Origin of the sequence: Noviherbaspirillum humi (assembly GCF_900188095.1) — a bacterium.
In the GTDB taxonomy this organism is placed as follows: domain Bacteria; phylum Pseudomonadota; class Gammaproteobacteria; order Burkholderiales; family Burkholderiaceae_D; genus Noviherbaspirillum; species Noviherbaspirillum humi.
Map to the genome: position 1 here is coordinate 28,684 of NZ_FZOT01000008.1, position 14,481 is coordinate 43,164.

Below are 14,481 nucleotides of genomic sequence, written 5' to 3' on the forward strand. Positions count from 1 at the left end.
GAATGTTCGCCATGCCAATTCCCGCAGCGTTTCTGGGCAGTCTGCTTGCCCTGTCGATCGTCGCCGGTCCGGCCGCTACGGCCTCGCCGTCGGTACGGCACACGTCTGCTGTTTCCCACGGCGCCACCAAGAGCGCATCGGCCAAGGGAAACAAACATCACGGGAAAGCGGCGCCCACCTCCCGCGCCAACCAGCCGCCCCGAATCGAAACGCTGGAAAACCAGGTAATGCGCCTGCCGGTCCCGATGCGCGCAGCGGCTTTCGAACGCATGATGCTGCTGACCTCCGCGCTGCCAGCCACGCTGATTTCGGATGCGCCCGGCAGCGGCCGCATGGCAGCCAATTACAGCTCGGGAGCCGCCCTGGAGCGCCTGCAGAAACTGGCCGCGCGCAGCGCCATGCCGGGCACCGCCAACTGCCTCGCAAAGTTCGCGGCCGCAATGAAGGAGTACAGCGGAAACATGGCAGCCAGCTTGCCGCCGCATTGCGCCGGGATGAAGGAACTCTATGCCAAGGAGGGGCATGCCACCCTGTCCGGCAAGTCGGATGAGCTGAGCTTGCGGTGGGCGACGGCGGCGGTCCAGCAGGGACTGGCGCAAGCGAGGGATGCAGGGCTGGCTTACACCATACGTGCAAGGCCGCTCGATCTGGATGCTTTGACGAATGAATGACAATGCAAACGACGTTCGCACAGGACGACGGCTACACAAACCGCCTCACTTTAAAGGCATTCCGTAGCACCGCTGATGTTGGTTATCGACGGCGTGCAGCACTTCCTTCGACCCAAACCATCGGAGGATGACGGTCTGGGCATCGCGGTTTCCATCCCAAAAGGCATTCTGGAGCTTTCCCTTTTGAAGATGAAATGCATTAAGTTCGTAATAAGCCAGGAGCGTTCTTTCGTTTTCGGGGCGGAGCAATATTTCCAGAAAAGGCAGGACGTCTGCCTTGGCCAGCGAGAGACCGCAAAGCCAAGCATCCGCGTCGTGAGCGGCGCTGGCAGCTTCTCGCAGGTCTAGTTCAAACGCCGCATTGATGGCATTGGTGACGGCGAGCTTCTGGCCTGGACTCCAAGTCTCCCACGACGCGAGCGCAAGCCTGCTCAATATCATTTCGCGATCCATCCACCAATCTTCTTTCACGATGGCCATGTCAAGCAGGCGCGGGAAAAAATATTGAAAGTCTTCCTTGGATCCCGAAGTCAACAGTGCTGACGCCGCATAGCCAGAAAGTGCTGCCGGGGTCAGGTTGCGCAATGAAGTTGAAAGCAATATACAAACCGTTGCGCCCGGCACGCAGCATGGACATGCGTTTATCTTGCGGGGCTTGGGCACCGACGAAAAGGCAGCGTAGAGTTCGTCAATCGCAGCGGTGATGGTCGGCATGGGAATTCCGTCTTACCAGAGCGTTGCTGCGACCTGCGGCAGGAAGGCGGGTAGGTTGAAGCATCGATTTTCAAGATGCTCGGAATTGGCTTTCCACCACTTTCCCATAATTTCGTTCAGACTCAATCTTTGATCCTTTCAGCCGGGGTCATGGCGAGGCGCTTCTGGAACATCGCCCGTTGCTGCGCTAGAACTTTGAAAGTATCCAAGTGCCAACGCTGCGCCGTTTGATGATGATGTCGCCCTGATTGAGCTGAAAAAACGGCTGATCTTCTTCCGCTGATCGATCCGCGATCGCCCAAGGCCCAAAATCCATACGAAAACGGTACCGAATATTGAGATTGTGCGAAGGCCATCAAGCTCATTGGGTCCCTTGCGATGCATTGATTGAGACCAATCTACCATGTCAAAGGGTGGGTTCAACTCAGCGCGTGGCAACCAGGCAACCGATTGATCTTATGACGCGGTGTTCAAGGCGAAAGAGGAAAATTTGATGTCTGCATTGCCCGACAAGAGGGCAATGCCGGGAAAGTGAAGGGGCTGCCAAGACCATTCGTCTGCAATGCGCTTCCTGCGTTGAGACCCTATTGCAGCACCGCTACGGATATGCGGTTACATTCAGCTGCCGGCCGCCACCGCATTCACGATTTTCCCAATGGCCGAGGATTCAACAATCCGCTCACATTGATAGTCTCATTACTGACTACACATGAGCCGGGTCTTGTTGAGACGTTCCCGCCCAGCGCGTTCGCAGCCCGACCAGGAGAAAGGCAATTGATCCGCACCGTTGACCCCGCGGAAACGCACCGCTGGTGCTCCGGATCTGCTTGCCATCATTAGGCAGAAAGCGACCTTGGCACCGGCAAGGAAAGACCCCCCTAATTGCATGACTGTACAGGCTGCGTACCAGGGAGCCGTCATCGAGACAGCCTTGTGTCCCGGCCCTGCCCACCGTGTGCTTCTGGCGCAACCAGCCGCTTCACTTCCTTCACCTCCTTCTGTACCGCTCAATCCGTCGAGATTGCATCGGAACCGCCTCAGCCTCCGGCGCGTCTTGCCGCTCCCATTGCCATCTTCAACCGAACGCGCTCTGCCAAGCGGAGTATCGGTAATTCCCGTTTAGAGATGGCCGCTTAGTCGAAGATGACGGAAAGCCAGCCATATTTACGTTCCAATTTCTGCCGATGGAGAAGTAAAAATACCCTGAACTAAGTATTTCCAAAAAGAAATTACCTTATGGATAATTGCGTTTTCGCAAAAATGCAATAAAGTAATTTATATTATGCAACATCGTTAGCCGCTGCACGCACTTGCCTAAGTGCGATAAAGGCCTTGAAAACACCGGGATGTTCTTCGGCTGGTCGCTCGGCAAACGTTCTTCGGTCTGCAATTTCAGGGAAGGGAAAGCGTGTGAAATGTGAGTCATGTGCAAGTGAAAACCGGGAGGACGCGAAGTTCTGCCGCGGATGCGGAGCGGCCATGGCTGCGAGGCCGGTGCCGGAGAAAGTTTGTCCCGATTGCGGAAACGGCTGCAGGGCGGAGAGCAAATTCTGCGGTAAATGCGGTCATTCATTTGCCGACACCCTGAGTCGTGCCAAGGCAGCCGAACCGACCGAGCCCCATGTCGATGCTGGCTCCTGGCAGGCCGCTCCGATCCAGGGTAGACATGGCGCTGTCGCCGACGTTGTGACCGAGCCTGCAGGCGTGGTTGCGGAGGCAATCACGGAGACAGTTGCCCTCAAAGAGCCTACACCAGCGCGGCCAGCGGAAGCATCGCTTGCGGACGCGACGATGTTCGCGCGATCAGTGGCCGACATTGCGCCTGAAACGGCGCCGGAACAGCCACCTGTGGTACCTACCGCGCTGGAGCCGGAGACAACAAACGCCGCCGCCGAGGCTCCCCTCACAGAAGCCCCAGAAACCCTAGAGGTCTCAGAAGCCCCGGAAGCCCCGGAAGCCCCGGAAGCCCCGGAAGCCCCGGAAGCCCCGGAAGCCCCGGAAGCCCCGGAAGCCCCGGAAGCCCCAGAAGCCCCGGAAGCTCCAGAAGCCCCGGAAGCTCCAGAGTCAATAGAATCCCGGGATGCCGCCGCTATGGCCGAATCTTCTGCCGCCGCTGCCCAGCCGTCGCCCGGCGAAGTGCCGTCCGCAACGGGACCGTCTCGACCTGGGGGCAGCGGCCGGATGGTCAAGGGCATCCTGATCGCTGTCGTCATCGCCGGCGCGGCGGGCGGTGCGATCTGGAAGATGCGCGGCACCGCTGGAAAGCCTGCCGCGACGGAGGCTGCCGCCGTCCCCGCGGCCTCGCCGGCCGTGGACAGCACGCCGCCCGGCGGCACGTTGTCGCCGTCTCCTGCGGAAGCCAAGGCGCCGACGGAGCTTGAACCCGCCATGCCGGCTATCGCACCTGCTACGCCTGCCGCACCCGCCGCACCTGCCGCGGAAGCCGCTCCCACAGCCCCGGCATCCGGCGAAAAGCTTGCCTCCCCGAAGGCCGCACCCGAATCCACGCCGACCGCAACCGCAGCGCCATCCGCTCCATCCCTTGAGAAGGCGCCAGCGGCGGCCAAGCCGGTACCCGTACCATCCTTGCCAACCGCGCCCGCAAAGCCGATGACAGGCAAGGAGACCGCAGGTAAATCCCCGGAGACACTCGCGGCCGTGCAAGCGAGTCTCGACGAAGGGGCGGACTGCTTCAAGCGCAAGAAGTTTGACTGCAGCATCAGCAGCGCCAAGGCAGCCCTTCGCCTCGATCCGCGCAATGGTCAGGCGCTCGACCTGCAGCGCCGCGCCAGGGAAGCACAGGAGAAGGCGCTCAGCGAAATCGAGATCAAGTAGCCCCAATCAAAACAACAAGACAACGCTCCGCCGGCAGATGCCGCATTGGCTGCCGCCCGGAGCGCTCACTCATCCAACAGGAGGATTCATGAAACCATTCGCCGCGACAAGCAAGCCGGTCGCAACCATCATCGCCGTGGCGATGCTCGCCGCCGGCTGCGCCACGCCAAATGGCAGCAGCGAAGTTGGCAGCGTCGTCAACGGTTCAGAATGCAATGCCGCCGTCACCGCCGGCATCGGCGCCGCGCTCGGCGTGCTGATCGGCGATTCTGCGAAGGGAGCAGCCATCGGCGCCGGCTTGGGCGCCATTGCCTGCATGGTGGTGAACTACCAGGCGGAACAGGTGAAATCGGCCAAGCAGGTTCAAGACGACTACAAGACGGCTAACAAGGGCCAACTGCCGGAAAAGAGCACGCTGGTGAAGTACGACACCCAAGTGAACCCGAAGGCGATCAGGCCGGGCCAGCAGGCCAAGACGGTTTCCTACATCGAGATCATTCAAGGCCGCAATGACGCCGCGCCCAAGCTTGAAGAAGAAATGTCGCTCTACCATCCGGACGGCAAGCTGCTCAAGACGGTGCGCAAGCCGGTCGCCGGCACTAGCGGCAGCGGCGCCTTCCAGGGCGGCTTCACCATCCCGATGCCGCAGGGTGTACCGCAAGGCGTGTATCCGGTGAAGACGGCGCTTTATCTGAACGGCGAGAAAGTGAATGCCAGGGAGGGCCGTCTGCAGATCGTCCGGGCGCAGGAGGAAGGCGCTGCGACCTTGGCATTGGCTCGCTGATGCCCGCAATATCCGCTGCCCATGCTCAGAAACCCCACCCAACCGAGGAAAGCCATGTCTACTGAAAACGCCAGCACTCAGCCCTCCGGCGCGCTAATGTCCGTGTTCGATTCCCTGCTCGGCGTCACCGACGCCTATCGCAACGTGCGGGCCATCGGCCTGCTTGGCATTACCTTTATCGCCGCCATCGCCCTCTTCGGGCTGTTCAGCGCGATGGGGGCCAGCGCCGGCAGCTTCGGCCTCGGCGCCATCGGCGGGCTGCTCGCGATGGTCGTTACCTTCTATGGACTGAACGCCGTCGGCATCCTGCTGATGCGGCAGGTGGAGCAGCAGCCGGCCGTGTCGATGAAGGACGCGGTGCTGCTTTCGTTGTTCAGCAGCCACCGGCTGGCTGGCGTGATGCTGCTGGAGGGGCTGATCCTGCTGGGGATCGTGTTGGTCATCGCCGTCGTCCTGTTCGTCTGCAAGATTCCTTTCCTCGGGCCGATCCTGTTCACTGTCGTTCTGCCGGTAACAGCCATCATCATGGGCGTTTGCCTGTTCGCCCTGTTCTTCATTATGTTCCCGCTGGCGGGTCCCGCCGTCTGGTCCGGCAGCAGCCTGATGCAGGTGGTGGCCCGGCTCAATGGAATTGCCCGACACAAGCTGGTGCCGGTGATCATCCAGCAGTTCATTCTCGGCATGATCGTGATGTTCGTCGCCGCCGTGCTGATGGGTATCGTCTCCAGCGGCATGATGAGCGTCTCCGGCATGTCGGCCGGCATCCTCAACATCGGCGGCATGAATTTCGTTGCCGGTCTGGTGGGCGGCATGTCGGGCATGGGCGGCGGTTCGGGTTACCTGATTGCCGGCGGCATCGGCGGCGGCTTTCTGCTGGCGCTGGCGGCGGTGGTGCCGGTGCTGATGTACACCAAGGGCCTGTGCGTGATTTATGTCGGCGCAGCCAATGGAATCGATTTTTCAAAGGCCGAAGCCCAGCTTGAGGGCGGGCTGCAGACGGTACGCCGCAAGGCAGAGGAAGCGCGCGAGCGGGCGCGCCAGTTGGCGCCCCAAGCACCGCTGGCTACCGCCGCTGCCGGACCGGCCGCAGCCGGCTTACCGGCCTGCCCTTCCTGCCACGGCATGGTGACGCCCGATGATGTGTTCTGCGGCCATTGCGGCCACAAGCTGAAGTAGGAGCAGCCATGGCCAGCTTCTGCACTCGATGCGGCACCCCCGCGGCTGAAGACGCCGCGTTCTGCGACGGCTGCGGCAATGCGCTCAACCGGTCCGCCGTTGGCCCGGCAGCCGCCTCGCCCTCTTCTGCATCCGCGGTGGCCGCAACGCGGCTTCCTGTTACCGTCGGCCGTCGCGGGCTGATCATCGGCGGCATTGCGCTGGCGGTGCTCGGCGCAGGCGGCGGCGCAGCGGCCTACCTGCTCGCACCGGAGGGTGCTTCGGAGGCCGCCTTCACGCGTGCAATCGATGCGTTCTATGCGGGTCGCGGCGTCGCCAACGATCAGGTGCTCTGCCTCGGGAACCTTCCATACAATCCCGGCAAGCCGATCCGGGTGGCCGAATACGATGCCGTCACCCGCAAGTGGATGGACCTGCTGGTGAATGCCGGCGTGTTCGCCCCACCGGCGGCGGAAGTCGTCGGCAGCTTTGTGTCGCAGACGCAGTATGTTTACACGATGTCGGAGACTGGCAAGAAATCGGTGCGCAATGACCGGCTATGCCTGGGGTCAAAACTGGCCGCCACGGAAGTGCAAGGCTTCGACCGGGTGAATAAAAGCGGATCGACCCCGATGGCCCATGCCAGCGCCAAACTGAAGATCAGCGACGAGGAAGCCTGGCTGCAAAAATCGGCGCAGCGGGAAACCATCTTGGCGCAAAGTCCGGTGCTGCAGCGACGGGTGGAACTGCCGCTGGCCATCAAGGATAAAAAATGGCAAGTGGTCGACTATGCCACGGAGCGCAAGCTTGCAGGCGAAGGCATCGGCAAGGAACCCATGGGCGGCATGCTGAGTGGCTTCAAGGCCGAGACGGCGACCTCGTCCGCCGCAGCCTCGGGAGGCATCATGGCGACCTTGAAGAAATTCTTTTCATTTGGCGGCTCCAATCCGTTGATCGGCAAGTGGCGCGATCCTACGGGCGTCGCCGTGCTTGAATTCACGCGGGATGGCTTCATCGACAATGGCCGCACCACCAAGGCAACTTATGAAGTCAATGGCGACTTGGTGACAGTGACGCTGGAGAACGGCCCTGGCGGCGGCCTGACCTTCAAGATCATCGATTCGGACACGGTGGCTTTCGACATGGGCCTCGGCAGCATCAGGCTGTCGCGAGTACAGTAAGCGGGTTGGCGGGTGCCGGCAGGAGGCGGCACTTCGCCGGTCCGCATCTGCTTCTTCCGGGTTGACGATCGCAATATTCTGCAGCCAATCATGACGGAACGACCGCTGACAGGGTCGGCAGAACCCGGGGCTTCCGTATGCCGGCGAGATTGCGCACTTGAGCGATTTGCGAACTCGCGCCGTCATCAAAACATCAATAACTTCCCAGCCTTTGTCCAGGGAACCTTCGGCAAGACTTATCCGGCAATCCCAAGGCAAGTCGCGTTGAATGAAATTGAACGCTTTCCTCCCTGGACTCGATAAATTGCGTGCCCATGATGGCCTCGATTCGCCAATCCCGCCAACCTCGACAGATTCAGGCGATGGCCGTCGTCCAGGCGTACACGCCTACCCCGCCGGCGATCGCGACGATCGCCCAGAAGACCGACGATGAGAAAAGAGACGCCTGCGGACTGCGCCACAAGAGTTGCGCCACGCTTGCCGCGCGTCCCGGGCGGGCATGGATGAGCTCAGCCATTTCCTTGCGAGCCCACAGATCGAGGACGACAAGCTGGCACACCGCCACGGCCAGCGTCAGCGCGAGCAACACCAGCAAAGCGGACGACAGGTAACCGCAGGCGGCAGCGGTAAAGGAAGAAAACGCAAACAGCGTATTGTAGGGAAGCACATATTCGCGCACGAAGTCGCCGAGGTTAGCCTTGCCCGCCGGTTCGGTTCTGTTCGGCCCAATCATGGCAATGCCCTCCTCGAAAGTCGCCGGCAATCGACCGGCGGATTGACGAAGCGCTTCACAATGCGGCCAGGGTCACACCGCTGGCTGCCCTGTCCTCGCGCACGACCGCATTCTTTTCCCGTGCGAGCGCCGTAAGTTCCTGCCGCTCCCGCTTGTTGGAGGGTACGGCCACGATCAGCTGCGTCCTGCCGCTCATCCGACCGGCTGATGCAAGCAGTTCCCGGCTCAGGCGCATTCTTTCATTGCCATCGTGCGGGTTCTTCGGCACCACTGTCAGGCTCTTGATCGCATTGACCTTCTTCGGCTTGTTCACCACCATTTCCTTCGGCACGCCGGCAAGCTGCGCGTTCGGGATTTCCGCGCCGGTACGGGAATCCACTGGCACCGCAACCTCGACCACCTGAGTTTCGGTGCGCACCGTATAGCCCTGTCCGCGCAGGTTGACGGCAAGCTGCTCGGCGATTTGCAGATCGCGCTCATGGCCGGTGATGTACCCGACCGATGCGCCGACGACAGCGCCAGCCGCCATCGTCCTGTTCCTGCAGGCGACATCATTCTTGTTGCACAGGACTTCCGAGGCGAGCAGGCCGGCACCGAGGCCGGCGCCAGCGCCGACAAGGGCGCCCTGCTGGGCATTGTTCATGTTCGCGCAGGCTGCGAGAACAATGCTTGAAAGCAGGCAAAGAAGGAGATTGAAGTGCTTGTTCATGGATGGCGCATCGGCATGAGAGTTAATGGGAGTCGAGCAATGCGGCGGCATTCGGATTGCCGAGGTCGGCTGCTTCCTTGATCAGGGCACGGCCCTTGTCCTTGTCGACCGCCTGGCCTTTGCCTTCCAGGAAAGCGCGGCCGAGCCAGTATTTGGCATCCTTGTCGCCTGCGGCGGCGGCTTCATTGAGAAGACCGATCCCCCGGCGCGCTTCCCTGGGAATGCCGATGCCATTGACCAGGCACCAGCCAAGCAGGGCCTTGGCCGGATTGAACTGCAGAGACGTCAGCTCTTCCAGCATGGGGAAGGGATTGCCGACCGAGTCGAATCCGGGCGTGCCGCCGATCTGGTTCACCGCCAGCAGGTACATCGCCTCCTGGCGATGGCTTTCGGCGCACTCTTCGAAATGCACGAGGCAGCCGTTTCGCCCAGGCGGGCTGCCGGCGATCCGCTGCAGCGGCGCAAGTGCCTGTTCCGGATGCGCGCGTTCGGACTTGTCCGACAGCTTCATCCTTGCCAAATCCAAGCCTGCTTGCCGGATGCCGCCCAGGGAAGCTTCCTCCAGCAGCGCCAAGGCTTGGCTACGCTGTTCGACGGTGTTTGCTCTCTCCATCCGCACCGCCGCAAGCAGGTACTTGGCCAATGCCTCGTACTGCTTCAGCACAGTTGATGTCGTCGCGCCGCCCAACGCCATACGAAACGCGAACAGGGGATCGGACGGATCGCCGACATGGGTGTTGGCCAGCGCCTTGATTGCCCATTCGGCAGCCTGATCTTTCCTGCCGAAGGAAGCGAAATAGCGCGCGGCTTCTATCTGTGCCACCTTCACGCCGGCATTGGCCGCCTTTAGCGCTGCACGGAAATGCAGATCATCCAGCGGATACGATTTCTTCAGCAGGATAGCGCTGTCGAGGCGGGCAATAAACAAGCCTTCGTCGGCCGCTGCCTGGATCAAGGCAGCCCCTTTCTGCTGCAACGCCCGCTCACGGCTAAGATAAGCCAGCAGGCCCATCAGATATTTCGCTTCGCCGCTGTTGCGGTTCATCGACTCCTGGAGGGCATTGCGTATATCTACCAGCTCAGGATTGGTCGCCAGCGGGTTAGGATCGGGGAGTTCGTGCGTCCTGTCGAAGAAAGTTCGCACCAACCGCAGTGCCTTGTCGAAATGTGCGTCAGTCGCCTCTGGAGCGTTTGATGACGTCTGGCCGGCCGCCTTGGTGGACGCGTGCAGAAACCCCTTCTTGTGCATGGATGGCCATGCCGTCAGCATCGCCGCAGCGATGACCAAGACGCCGCCGGCGACGACGACGCCGAGCTTCATCCGCAATCGATCAACATTGCCGGAATCCGCCGCATCCAGGTGGATTTCCGCCCGGCCGGGCATGTCTTCGCCTTGGCTCGCCGCGATGCTGGGGGCGCGGGCCTCGTTGGCGCGGGAACTGTTTGGCATCGACGACATGGATTGATCAAAGACTGTCTAAGTTTCCGCCACGTGGGTCACGTCGTAGATCAGGAACGAAATCTGTCGATGGTTTCGTTCCTGAAATTTAATGACTAAAGTGGCAACGAGTCTATCATGGAATTTCTTAAACGCAATAACGCCTATTGGGTAGTCAGGCAGGTGTCTTCGAACTCCTTCATTGATTTACAGCCGGTGTGTTATTGCCCTTCCAATAGATAAAAGCAGAACGAATCGCGGAATTTCCATTCATAGCGCTAGACACGATGCATATCTGCCAATCGCATCCCGCGATTGCCTTGCAGCATGCATATATTCTTGCGGAGTGCATGCTTAGCAGTCGGACTCATGTGGAGAAAAGCCGATGACTACGTTGAAGACGGTATCGATCGATGGCGATACCTATGAACTGAGCGACGAATTCCTTTCCCACGTCCTGGAGCTTGCCGTCGAGGGCGGTTCTTCCTACTGGGCCGATGCCAGCGGCGAGCGCAATGAGGCCGGGGGTAGCGACCGCATTCGCGATTTCGACCTGTCCGACTATACCGAGGACGAGGATGGCCGGGACGATGAAGAGGAAGATGACGATGACGACGGGACCTTCTATACCGAGGCCACCTTCCTGGTAGCCAAGGATCCGAGCCAGGGCGGCACGCTGGACCTGGAGGACGTGGCCGATGCGATCGAGCGCATCCTGGGCGGCGAAACCGACGTCGCGCCGGCCATCCGCGAAATCATCCGTGCGGCCGTCGAAACCGGCGATCCGACCGATATCGATGCGGAAGCGGCGGATTGCATCGTGCAGATCGGCCTGTTCGATGAAGTGGTTTATGGCTGATGTAGCCGCTCGAGTTTTCTTGCTGGGGCGCCTGCGAAGCGGAGGGCACAAGAAAAGCCTGGTCCCGCGATGGGACCAGGCAAATTCCAACATCAGGCGTTGGAGGAGACAGGGCCATGGTAAGCGAAAGGCCGATGCATCCGCCAATATTGTTTCGTGCTTTGGTTAGCATCGCAGGTTATAAGGCCTCACCCTTCTTCCTGCCCTTCCCTCGTCTGCAGCTGATAGCGCTTGATCTTTTCATACAGCGACGCCTTTGATACCTGCAGCGCCTCGGCCGCCTGCAGCACCGCGCCCTTGTGCTTCTGCAGCGCCTCCTGGATCACCGCCCGTTCGAACGTTTCCAGGCGTGCCTTCAGCGACTGCGGCGCGTCGGGGCCGCCCTCCTCTGCCTCGGCCAAGCCCAGCACCATGCGGTCGGCCGCATTGCGCAGCTCGCGCACATTGCCCGGCCAGTCGCGCTGCGCCAGCGCCTGCCGCTGGGCGTCGGTGAGGATGGGCGCCGGCCTGCCGTAGCGCACCGCGGCGTCGAGCAGGAAATGCTCGAACAGCGGCGCAATATCCTCGCGGCGTTCGCGCAGCGGCGGCAGCGAAATCGACACCACGTTGAGCCGGTAGTAAAGGTCGCCGCGGAAACTGCCGGCGCGGATGCGCGCTTCCATGTCGCCCTTGGCGGCCGCCACTACCCGCACATCCACCTTGATCGGTTCGTTGGCGCCGAGACGTTCCAGCACGCCATCCTGCAGCACCCGCAGCAGCTTCACCTGCAGCGTCAGTGGCATGCTCTCCACCTCGTCGAGGAAGAGGGTGCCGCCGCTGGCGTATTCGAGCTTGCCGATGCGTCGCCTGGCCGCGCCGGTGAAGGCGCCGGCCTCATGGCCGAACATCTCGCTCTCGAAGAGCTGCTCCGGCATCGCGCCGCAGTTGAGGGCGACGAAAGGCTTGTCCCGGCGCGGCGAGAGCTCATGCAGGCTGGTGGCGACCAGTTCCTTGCCGGCGCCGGTCTCGCCGTCGATCAGCACCGGCGCCTCGGTGGCGGCGATGTTGGCGACCAGTCGGCGCACCCGGTCGATGGCCGGGCTGCGGCCGATGATGCGCGGCACCGGGTTACCGCCCTGCACTGCCAGTTCGCGCCGCAGCGCCTGGTTTTCCAGCGTCAGCACGCGCTTGTCGAGCGCGCGCTTGACCGACTCCACCAGGCGATCCGGCGCGAACGGCTTTTCGATGAAATCATAAGCGCCGGCGCGCATCGCCTGCACTGCCATGGAGATGTCGCCATGGCCGGTGATGAGGATGACCGGCATGTCGGGCGCCGATTGCCGGCAATGCGCCAGAAGCTGCAGGCCGTCCATGCCGCCGAGCCTGATGTCGGTGACGAGGATGCCGGGAAAGTCGGCGCGCAGGTGCTGCAGCGCCACTTCCGCCGATTCCAGTCCGAGCGCCTGCAAACCGGCGATGCGCAGGCTTTGCAGGGTGGCGCGGCGCACCAGGTGGTCGTCCTCGACGAAGAGGATCTGCAGGCCGTTATAGGATGATGTCATGTTGGTCTTGCGTCAGCGCCGCGCGGCGCAGGCTGAGAATGAATTCGGCGCCGCTTCCGGTATTGCGGGCCTCCAGCTGGCCGCCATATTCCTGGGCGATGCTCGACGAGATGGGAAGGCCCAGTCCCAGGCCGCCCTGGCGGGTGGTGAAGAAAGGCTCGAACAGGCGCGGCAGCGCATCGGCCGCGATGCCGGGTCCATTGTCCCGCACCCGGATGCGCACCGTTTCCAACTCGGCGTCGACGATGACTTCGATGCGCAGGTTCTGCCCTGACTGGCCTTCGCGCAGCGCCTCGGCCGCATTGCCGATCAGGTTGATGAGCACCTGTTCCAGCTGCAGCGGGTCGCACCAGACGCGCGCATCTTGCAACCCCTTTTCTGGCTGGACGGCGACTTCGATGCCGTGGAGGCGGCCACGCAGCAGCGAGAGCGAATTGTTGATCGCTTGCGTGAGATCGGCGCTGACATCGCGCGGCCGCGACTTGCCGGCGAACTGGCGCAGCTGGCCGGTGATCTTGCCCATGCGGTCGGTGAGGTCGGCGATGGCCTGCAGGTTTTCCTTCACCTCGGCCTGCTCGCCCCGTTCCAGCAGGATGCGGGTATTGTCGGAAAAGCTGCGCAGGGCGGCCAGCGGCTGGTTCAGCTCATGGGTAATGCCGGCCGCCATCTGGCCCAGCGCCGCCAGCTTGCTGGCCTGGACCAGCTCGCTCTGCGCCGCCCGCAGCTCGCTTTCAGCGCGCACCCGCTCCTGTACTTCCTGCTGCAAGCGCCGGTTGCTGTCGTTCAGGTCGGCGGTGCGTTCCGCCACCCGCTGTTCCAGTTCGATTCGCGAGCGCTTCATCGCCGCCGTGCGCTGGCGGCGCTGGCGCCAGGTGAACGCCAGCGCGCAGGCCAGGCCGACGGCAAAGACGGCCGCCAGTGCGGCGATGCGCGCGTTCATCCTCACCTGCGCCAGCGGCACGTAGTAGGTCACCTGCCAGTCCGGTTGATCGAGCTGGTGGTGGGCGGCGAGGAAATGCCGGCCGCTGCCGGCCGGGATGGCGACGATGTCGCTGTGGCCGTCGAGCCGCTGCTGCACGTCGAACGACAGCGGCCGGATCTGCTGCGAATGGTACTGGCGGGTGGACTGCACCGTTTTCAGCACGTCGGGCGGCAGCGGCTGCTGCGCGCGATATTGCCATTGCGGCAGCGAGGACAGGAAGATGATGCGGTGCTCGTCGCTGACCACCAGCGGCGCCGAACGGTCGTCGCCGAGATTGCGGAACCACTCGAGGTTGATCTTGGCGGCCACCACGCCGATGATGCGGCCCCCGTCGCGCACCGGCTGCGACACGAAATAACCGGGCTCGCCGACGGTGGTGCCGATGCCGTAGAAGCGGCCGGTGCCGCCCTGCATGGCGGCCTGGAAATAGGGGCGGAAGGCAAAGCGACCGCCGACGAAGCTGTCGGGGCGGTTCCAGTTGCTGGCGGCCAGGGCGGTGCCGTCGGCGGCGATGACATAGAGCGCGGTCATCCGGGCGCGCTGATTGACCTCGGCCAGATAGGCGTTGGCAGCAGCCACGCGGCCCGGGGATGGGGATTGCAGCACATCGCGCACCTGCGCTTGCTGCGCGATCAGGTAGGGCAACAGCTCATTGCGCTCCAGGCGTCCCTTGAGGTTGTCTGCATAACGGGCGACATCCACTGTTGCCGCCTGCTTCGCCGCCGATACGCCATATTGCCAGCTCAACAGGTAGGCAAGTCCGCCGGTTGCGGCGAGAACGGCGCAAAGGACGACGATGGGAAAAGCGCGGCGCATTCTGGATGGAGGTGGACGCAGACGGAGGTCCGGAGGCGTGGCACGGACGAGGCCCGATCATAG

The 14,481-nt window shown here is 62.3% G+C and carries 13 protein-coding genes and 1 pseudogene; 7 read left to right on the plus strand and 7 right to left on the minus strand.

What is annotated here, in order from left to right:
- Window positions 1-11: 11 nt before the first annotated feature.
- Window positions 12-671 (plus strand): hypothetical protein, encoded by a 660-nt coding sequence (locus tag CHB88_RS13210; protein ID WP_143131256.1) that lies wholly within the window; start codon window positions 12-14, stop codon window positions 669-671.
- A 45-nt stretch (window positions 672-716) separates the two neighbouring features.
- Here the strand turns inward: CHB88_RS13210 and CHB88_RS13215 are convergent, their stop codons facing one another.
- Together CHB88_RS13215 and CHB88_RS24485 are read right to left on the minus strand one after the other, a co-directional pair.
- Entirely contained in the window at window positions 717-1,385 is a 669-nt protein-coding gene (locus CHB88_RS13215) for a hypothetical protein (RefSeq protein WP_143131257.1), read from the minus strand.
- A 122-nt stretch (window positions 1,386-1,507) separates the two neighbouring features.
- Window positions 1,508-1,741, minus strand: coding sequence for a hypothetical protein (locus CHB88_RS24485; protein WP_143131258.1), 234 nt, complete (start codon window positions 1,739-1,741; stop codon window positions 1,508-1,510).
- A gap of 1,054 nt (window positions 1,742-2,795) precedes the next feature.
- Here CHB88_RS24485 and CHB88_RS25995 point away from each other — a divergent pair.
- The 5 genes and pseudogenes from CHB88_RS25995 to CHB88_RS13235 form a co-directional block, all read left to right on the plus strand.
- A pseudogene (locus tag CHB88_RS25995) lies at window positions 2,796-2,939 on the plus strand (double zinc ribbon domain-containing protein); the annotation flags it as partial.
- Window positions 2,940-3,566: 627 nt separating this feature from the next.
- Window positions 3,567-4,220, plus strand: a complete 654-nt coding sequence (locus CHB88_RS25615) for a hypothetical protein (protein WP_143131259.1) — start codon at window positions 3,567-3,569, stop codon at window positions 4,218-4,220.
- A gap of 88 nt (window positions 4,221-4,308) precedes the next feature.
- On the plus strand, window positions 4,309-5,004 hold the full coding sequence (locus CHB88_RS13225; RefSeq protein WP_089399809.1) for a hypothetical protein: 696 nt from the start codon (window positions 4,309-4,311) through the stop codon (window positions 5,002-5,004).
- A gap of 54 nt (window positions 5,005-5,058) precedes the next feature.
- Window positions 5,059-6,180, plus strand: a complete 1,122-nt coding sequence (locus CHB88_RS13230; RefSeq protein ID WP_143131260.1) for a zinc ribbon domain-containing protein — start codon at window positions 5,059-5,061, stop codon at window positions 6,178-6,180.
- Between the two features lie 8 nt (window positions 6,181-6,188).
- The gene (locus tag CHB88_RS13235; RefSeq protein ID WP_089399811.1) at window positions 6,189-7,340 is read left to right on the plus strand and encodes a zinc ribbon domain-containing protein; all 1,152 of its coding nucleotides are present in this window, start codon (window positions 6,189-6,191) and stop codon (window positions 7,338-7,340) included.
- A gap of 355 nt (window positions 7,341-7,695) precedes the next feature.
- Here CHB88_RS13235 and CHB88_RS13240 read toward each other — a convergent pair whose 3' ends face one another.
- The 3 genes from CHB88_RS13240 to CHB88_RS13250 form a co-directional block, all read right to left on the minus strand.
- Window positions 7,696-8,073: a hypothetical protein gene (locus CHB88_RS13240; RefSeq protein ID WP_143131261.1), complete on the minus strand. Its 378-nt coding sequence runs from the start codon at window positions 8,071-8,073 to the stop codon at window positions 7,696-7,698.
- 55 nt (window positions 8,074-8,128) lie between these two features.
- Window positions 8,129-8,716 carry a hypothetical protein gene (locus CHB88_RS13245; protein WP_143131262.1) on the minus strand — a complete coding sequence of 196 codons (588 nt, stop codon included), beginning with the start codon at window positions 8,714-8,716 and terminating at the stop codon, window positions 8,129-8,131.
- Window positions 8,717-8,804: 88 nt separating this feature from the next.
- The gene (locus CHB88_RS13250; protein ID WP_143131263.1) at window positions 8,805-10,241 is read right to left on the minus strand and encodes an SEL1-like repeat protein; all 1,437 of its coding nucleotides are present in this window, start codon (window positions 10,239-10,241) and stop codon (window positions 8,805-8,807) included.
- Between the two features lie 364 nt (window positions 10,242-10,605).
- Between CHB88_RS13250 and CHB88_RS13255 the strand changes: the two genes are divergently transcribed.
- A complete protein-coding gene (locus CHB88_RS13255) occupies window positions 10,606-11,079 on the plus strand; it encodes a hypothetical protein (RefSeq protein WP_143131264.1) in 474 nt (157 codons plus the stop codon).
- A gap of 188 nt (window positions 11,080-11,267) precedes the next feature.
- On the opposite strand, the gene CHB88_RS13260 is transcribed toward CHB88_RS13255, so the two are convergent.
- Complete coding sequence (locus tag CHB88_RS13260) at window positions 11,268-12,620, minus strand: sigma-54-dependent transcriptional regulator (RefSeq protein WP_089399816.1); 1,353 nt, start codon at window positions 12,618-12,620, stop codon at window positions 11,268-11,270.
- The gene (locus CHB88_RS13265; RefSeq protein WP_089399817.1) at window positions 12,604-14,418 is read right to left on the minus strand and encodes a sensor histidine kinase; all 1,815 of its coding nucleotides are present in this window, start codon (window positions 14,416-14,418) and stop codon (window positions 12,604-12,606) included. The genes CHB88_RS13260 and CHB88_RS13265 overlap by 17 nt, the downstream gene beginning before the upstream one ends.
- Window positions 14,419-14,481: the final 63 nt, after the last annotated feature.

What these genes read in the sequence shown, in the direction of transcription:
- CHB88_RS24485 (WP_143131258.1), bottom strand. Translation starts at nt 1,741, where the DNA reads ATGGCCTTCGCACAATCTCAATATTCGGTACCGTTTTCGTATGGATTT.
- CHB88_RS13235 (WP_089399811.1), top strand. Translation starts at nt 6,189, where the DNA reads ATGGCCAGCTTCTGCACTCGATGCGGCACCCCCGCGGCTGAAGACGCC.
- CHB88_RS13240 (WP_143131261.1), bottom strand. Translation starts at nt 8,073, where the DNA reads ATGATTGGGCCGAACAGAACCGAACCGGCGGGCAAGGCTAACCTCGGC.
- CHB88_RS13250 (WP_143131263.1), bottom strand. Translation starts at nt 10,241, where the DNA reads ATGTCGTCGATGCCAAACAGTTCCCGCGCCAACGAGGCCCGCGCCCCC.
- CHB88_RS13210 (WP_143131256.1), top strand. Translation starts at nt 12, where the DNA reads ATGCCAATTCCCGCAGCGTTTCTGGGCAGTCTGCTTGCCCTGTCGATC.
- CHB88_RS13215 (WP_143131257.1), bottom strand. Translation starts at nt 1,385, where the DNA reads ATGCCGACCATCACCGCTGCGATTGACGAACTCTACGCTGCCTTTTCG.
- CHB88_RS13260 (WP_089399816.1), bottom strand. Translation starts at nt 12,620, where the DNA reads ATGACATCATCCTATAACGGCCTGCAGATCCTCTTCGTCGAGGACGAC.
- CHB88_RS13265 (WP_089399817.1), bottom strand. Translation starts at nt 14,418, where the DNA reads ATGCGCCGCGCTTTTCCCATCGTCGTCCTTTGCGCCGTTCTCGCCGCA.
- CHB88_RS13245 (WP_143131262.1), bottom strand. Translation starts at nt 8,716, where the DNA reads ATGAACAATGCCCAGCAGGGCGCCCTTGTCGGCGCTGGCGCCGGCCTC.
- CHB88_RS13255 (WP_143131264.1), top strand. Translation starts at nt 10,606, where the DNA reads ATGACTACGTTGAAGACGGTATCGATCGATGGCGATACCTATGAACTG.
- CHB88_RS13230 (WP_143131260.1), top strand. Translation starts at nt 5,059, where the DNA reads ATGTCTACTGAAAACGCCAGCACTCAGCCCTCCGGCGCGCTAATGTCC.
- CHB88_RS13225 (WP_089399809.1), top strand. Translation starts at nt 4,309, where the DNA reads ATGAAACCATTCGCCGCGACAAGCAAGCCGGTCGCAACCATCATCGCC.
- CHB88_RS25615 (WP_143131259.1), top strand. Translation starts at nt 3,567, where the DNA reads ATGGTCAAGGGCATCCTGATCGCTGTCGTCATCGCCGGCGCGGCGGGC.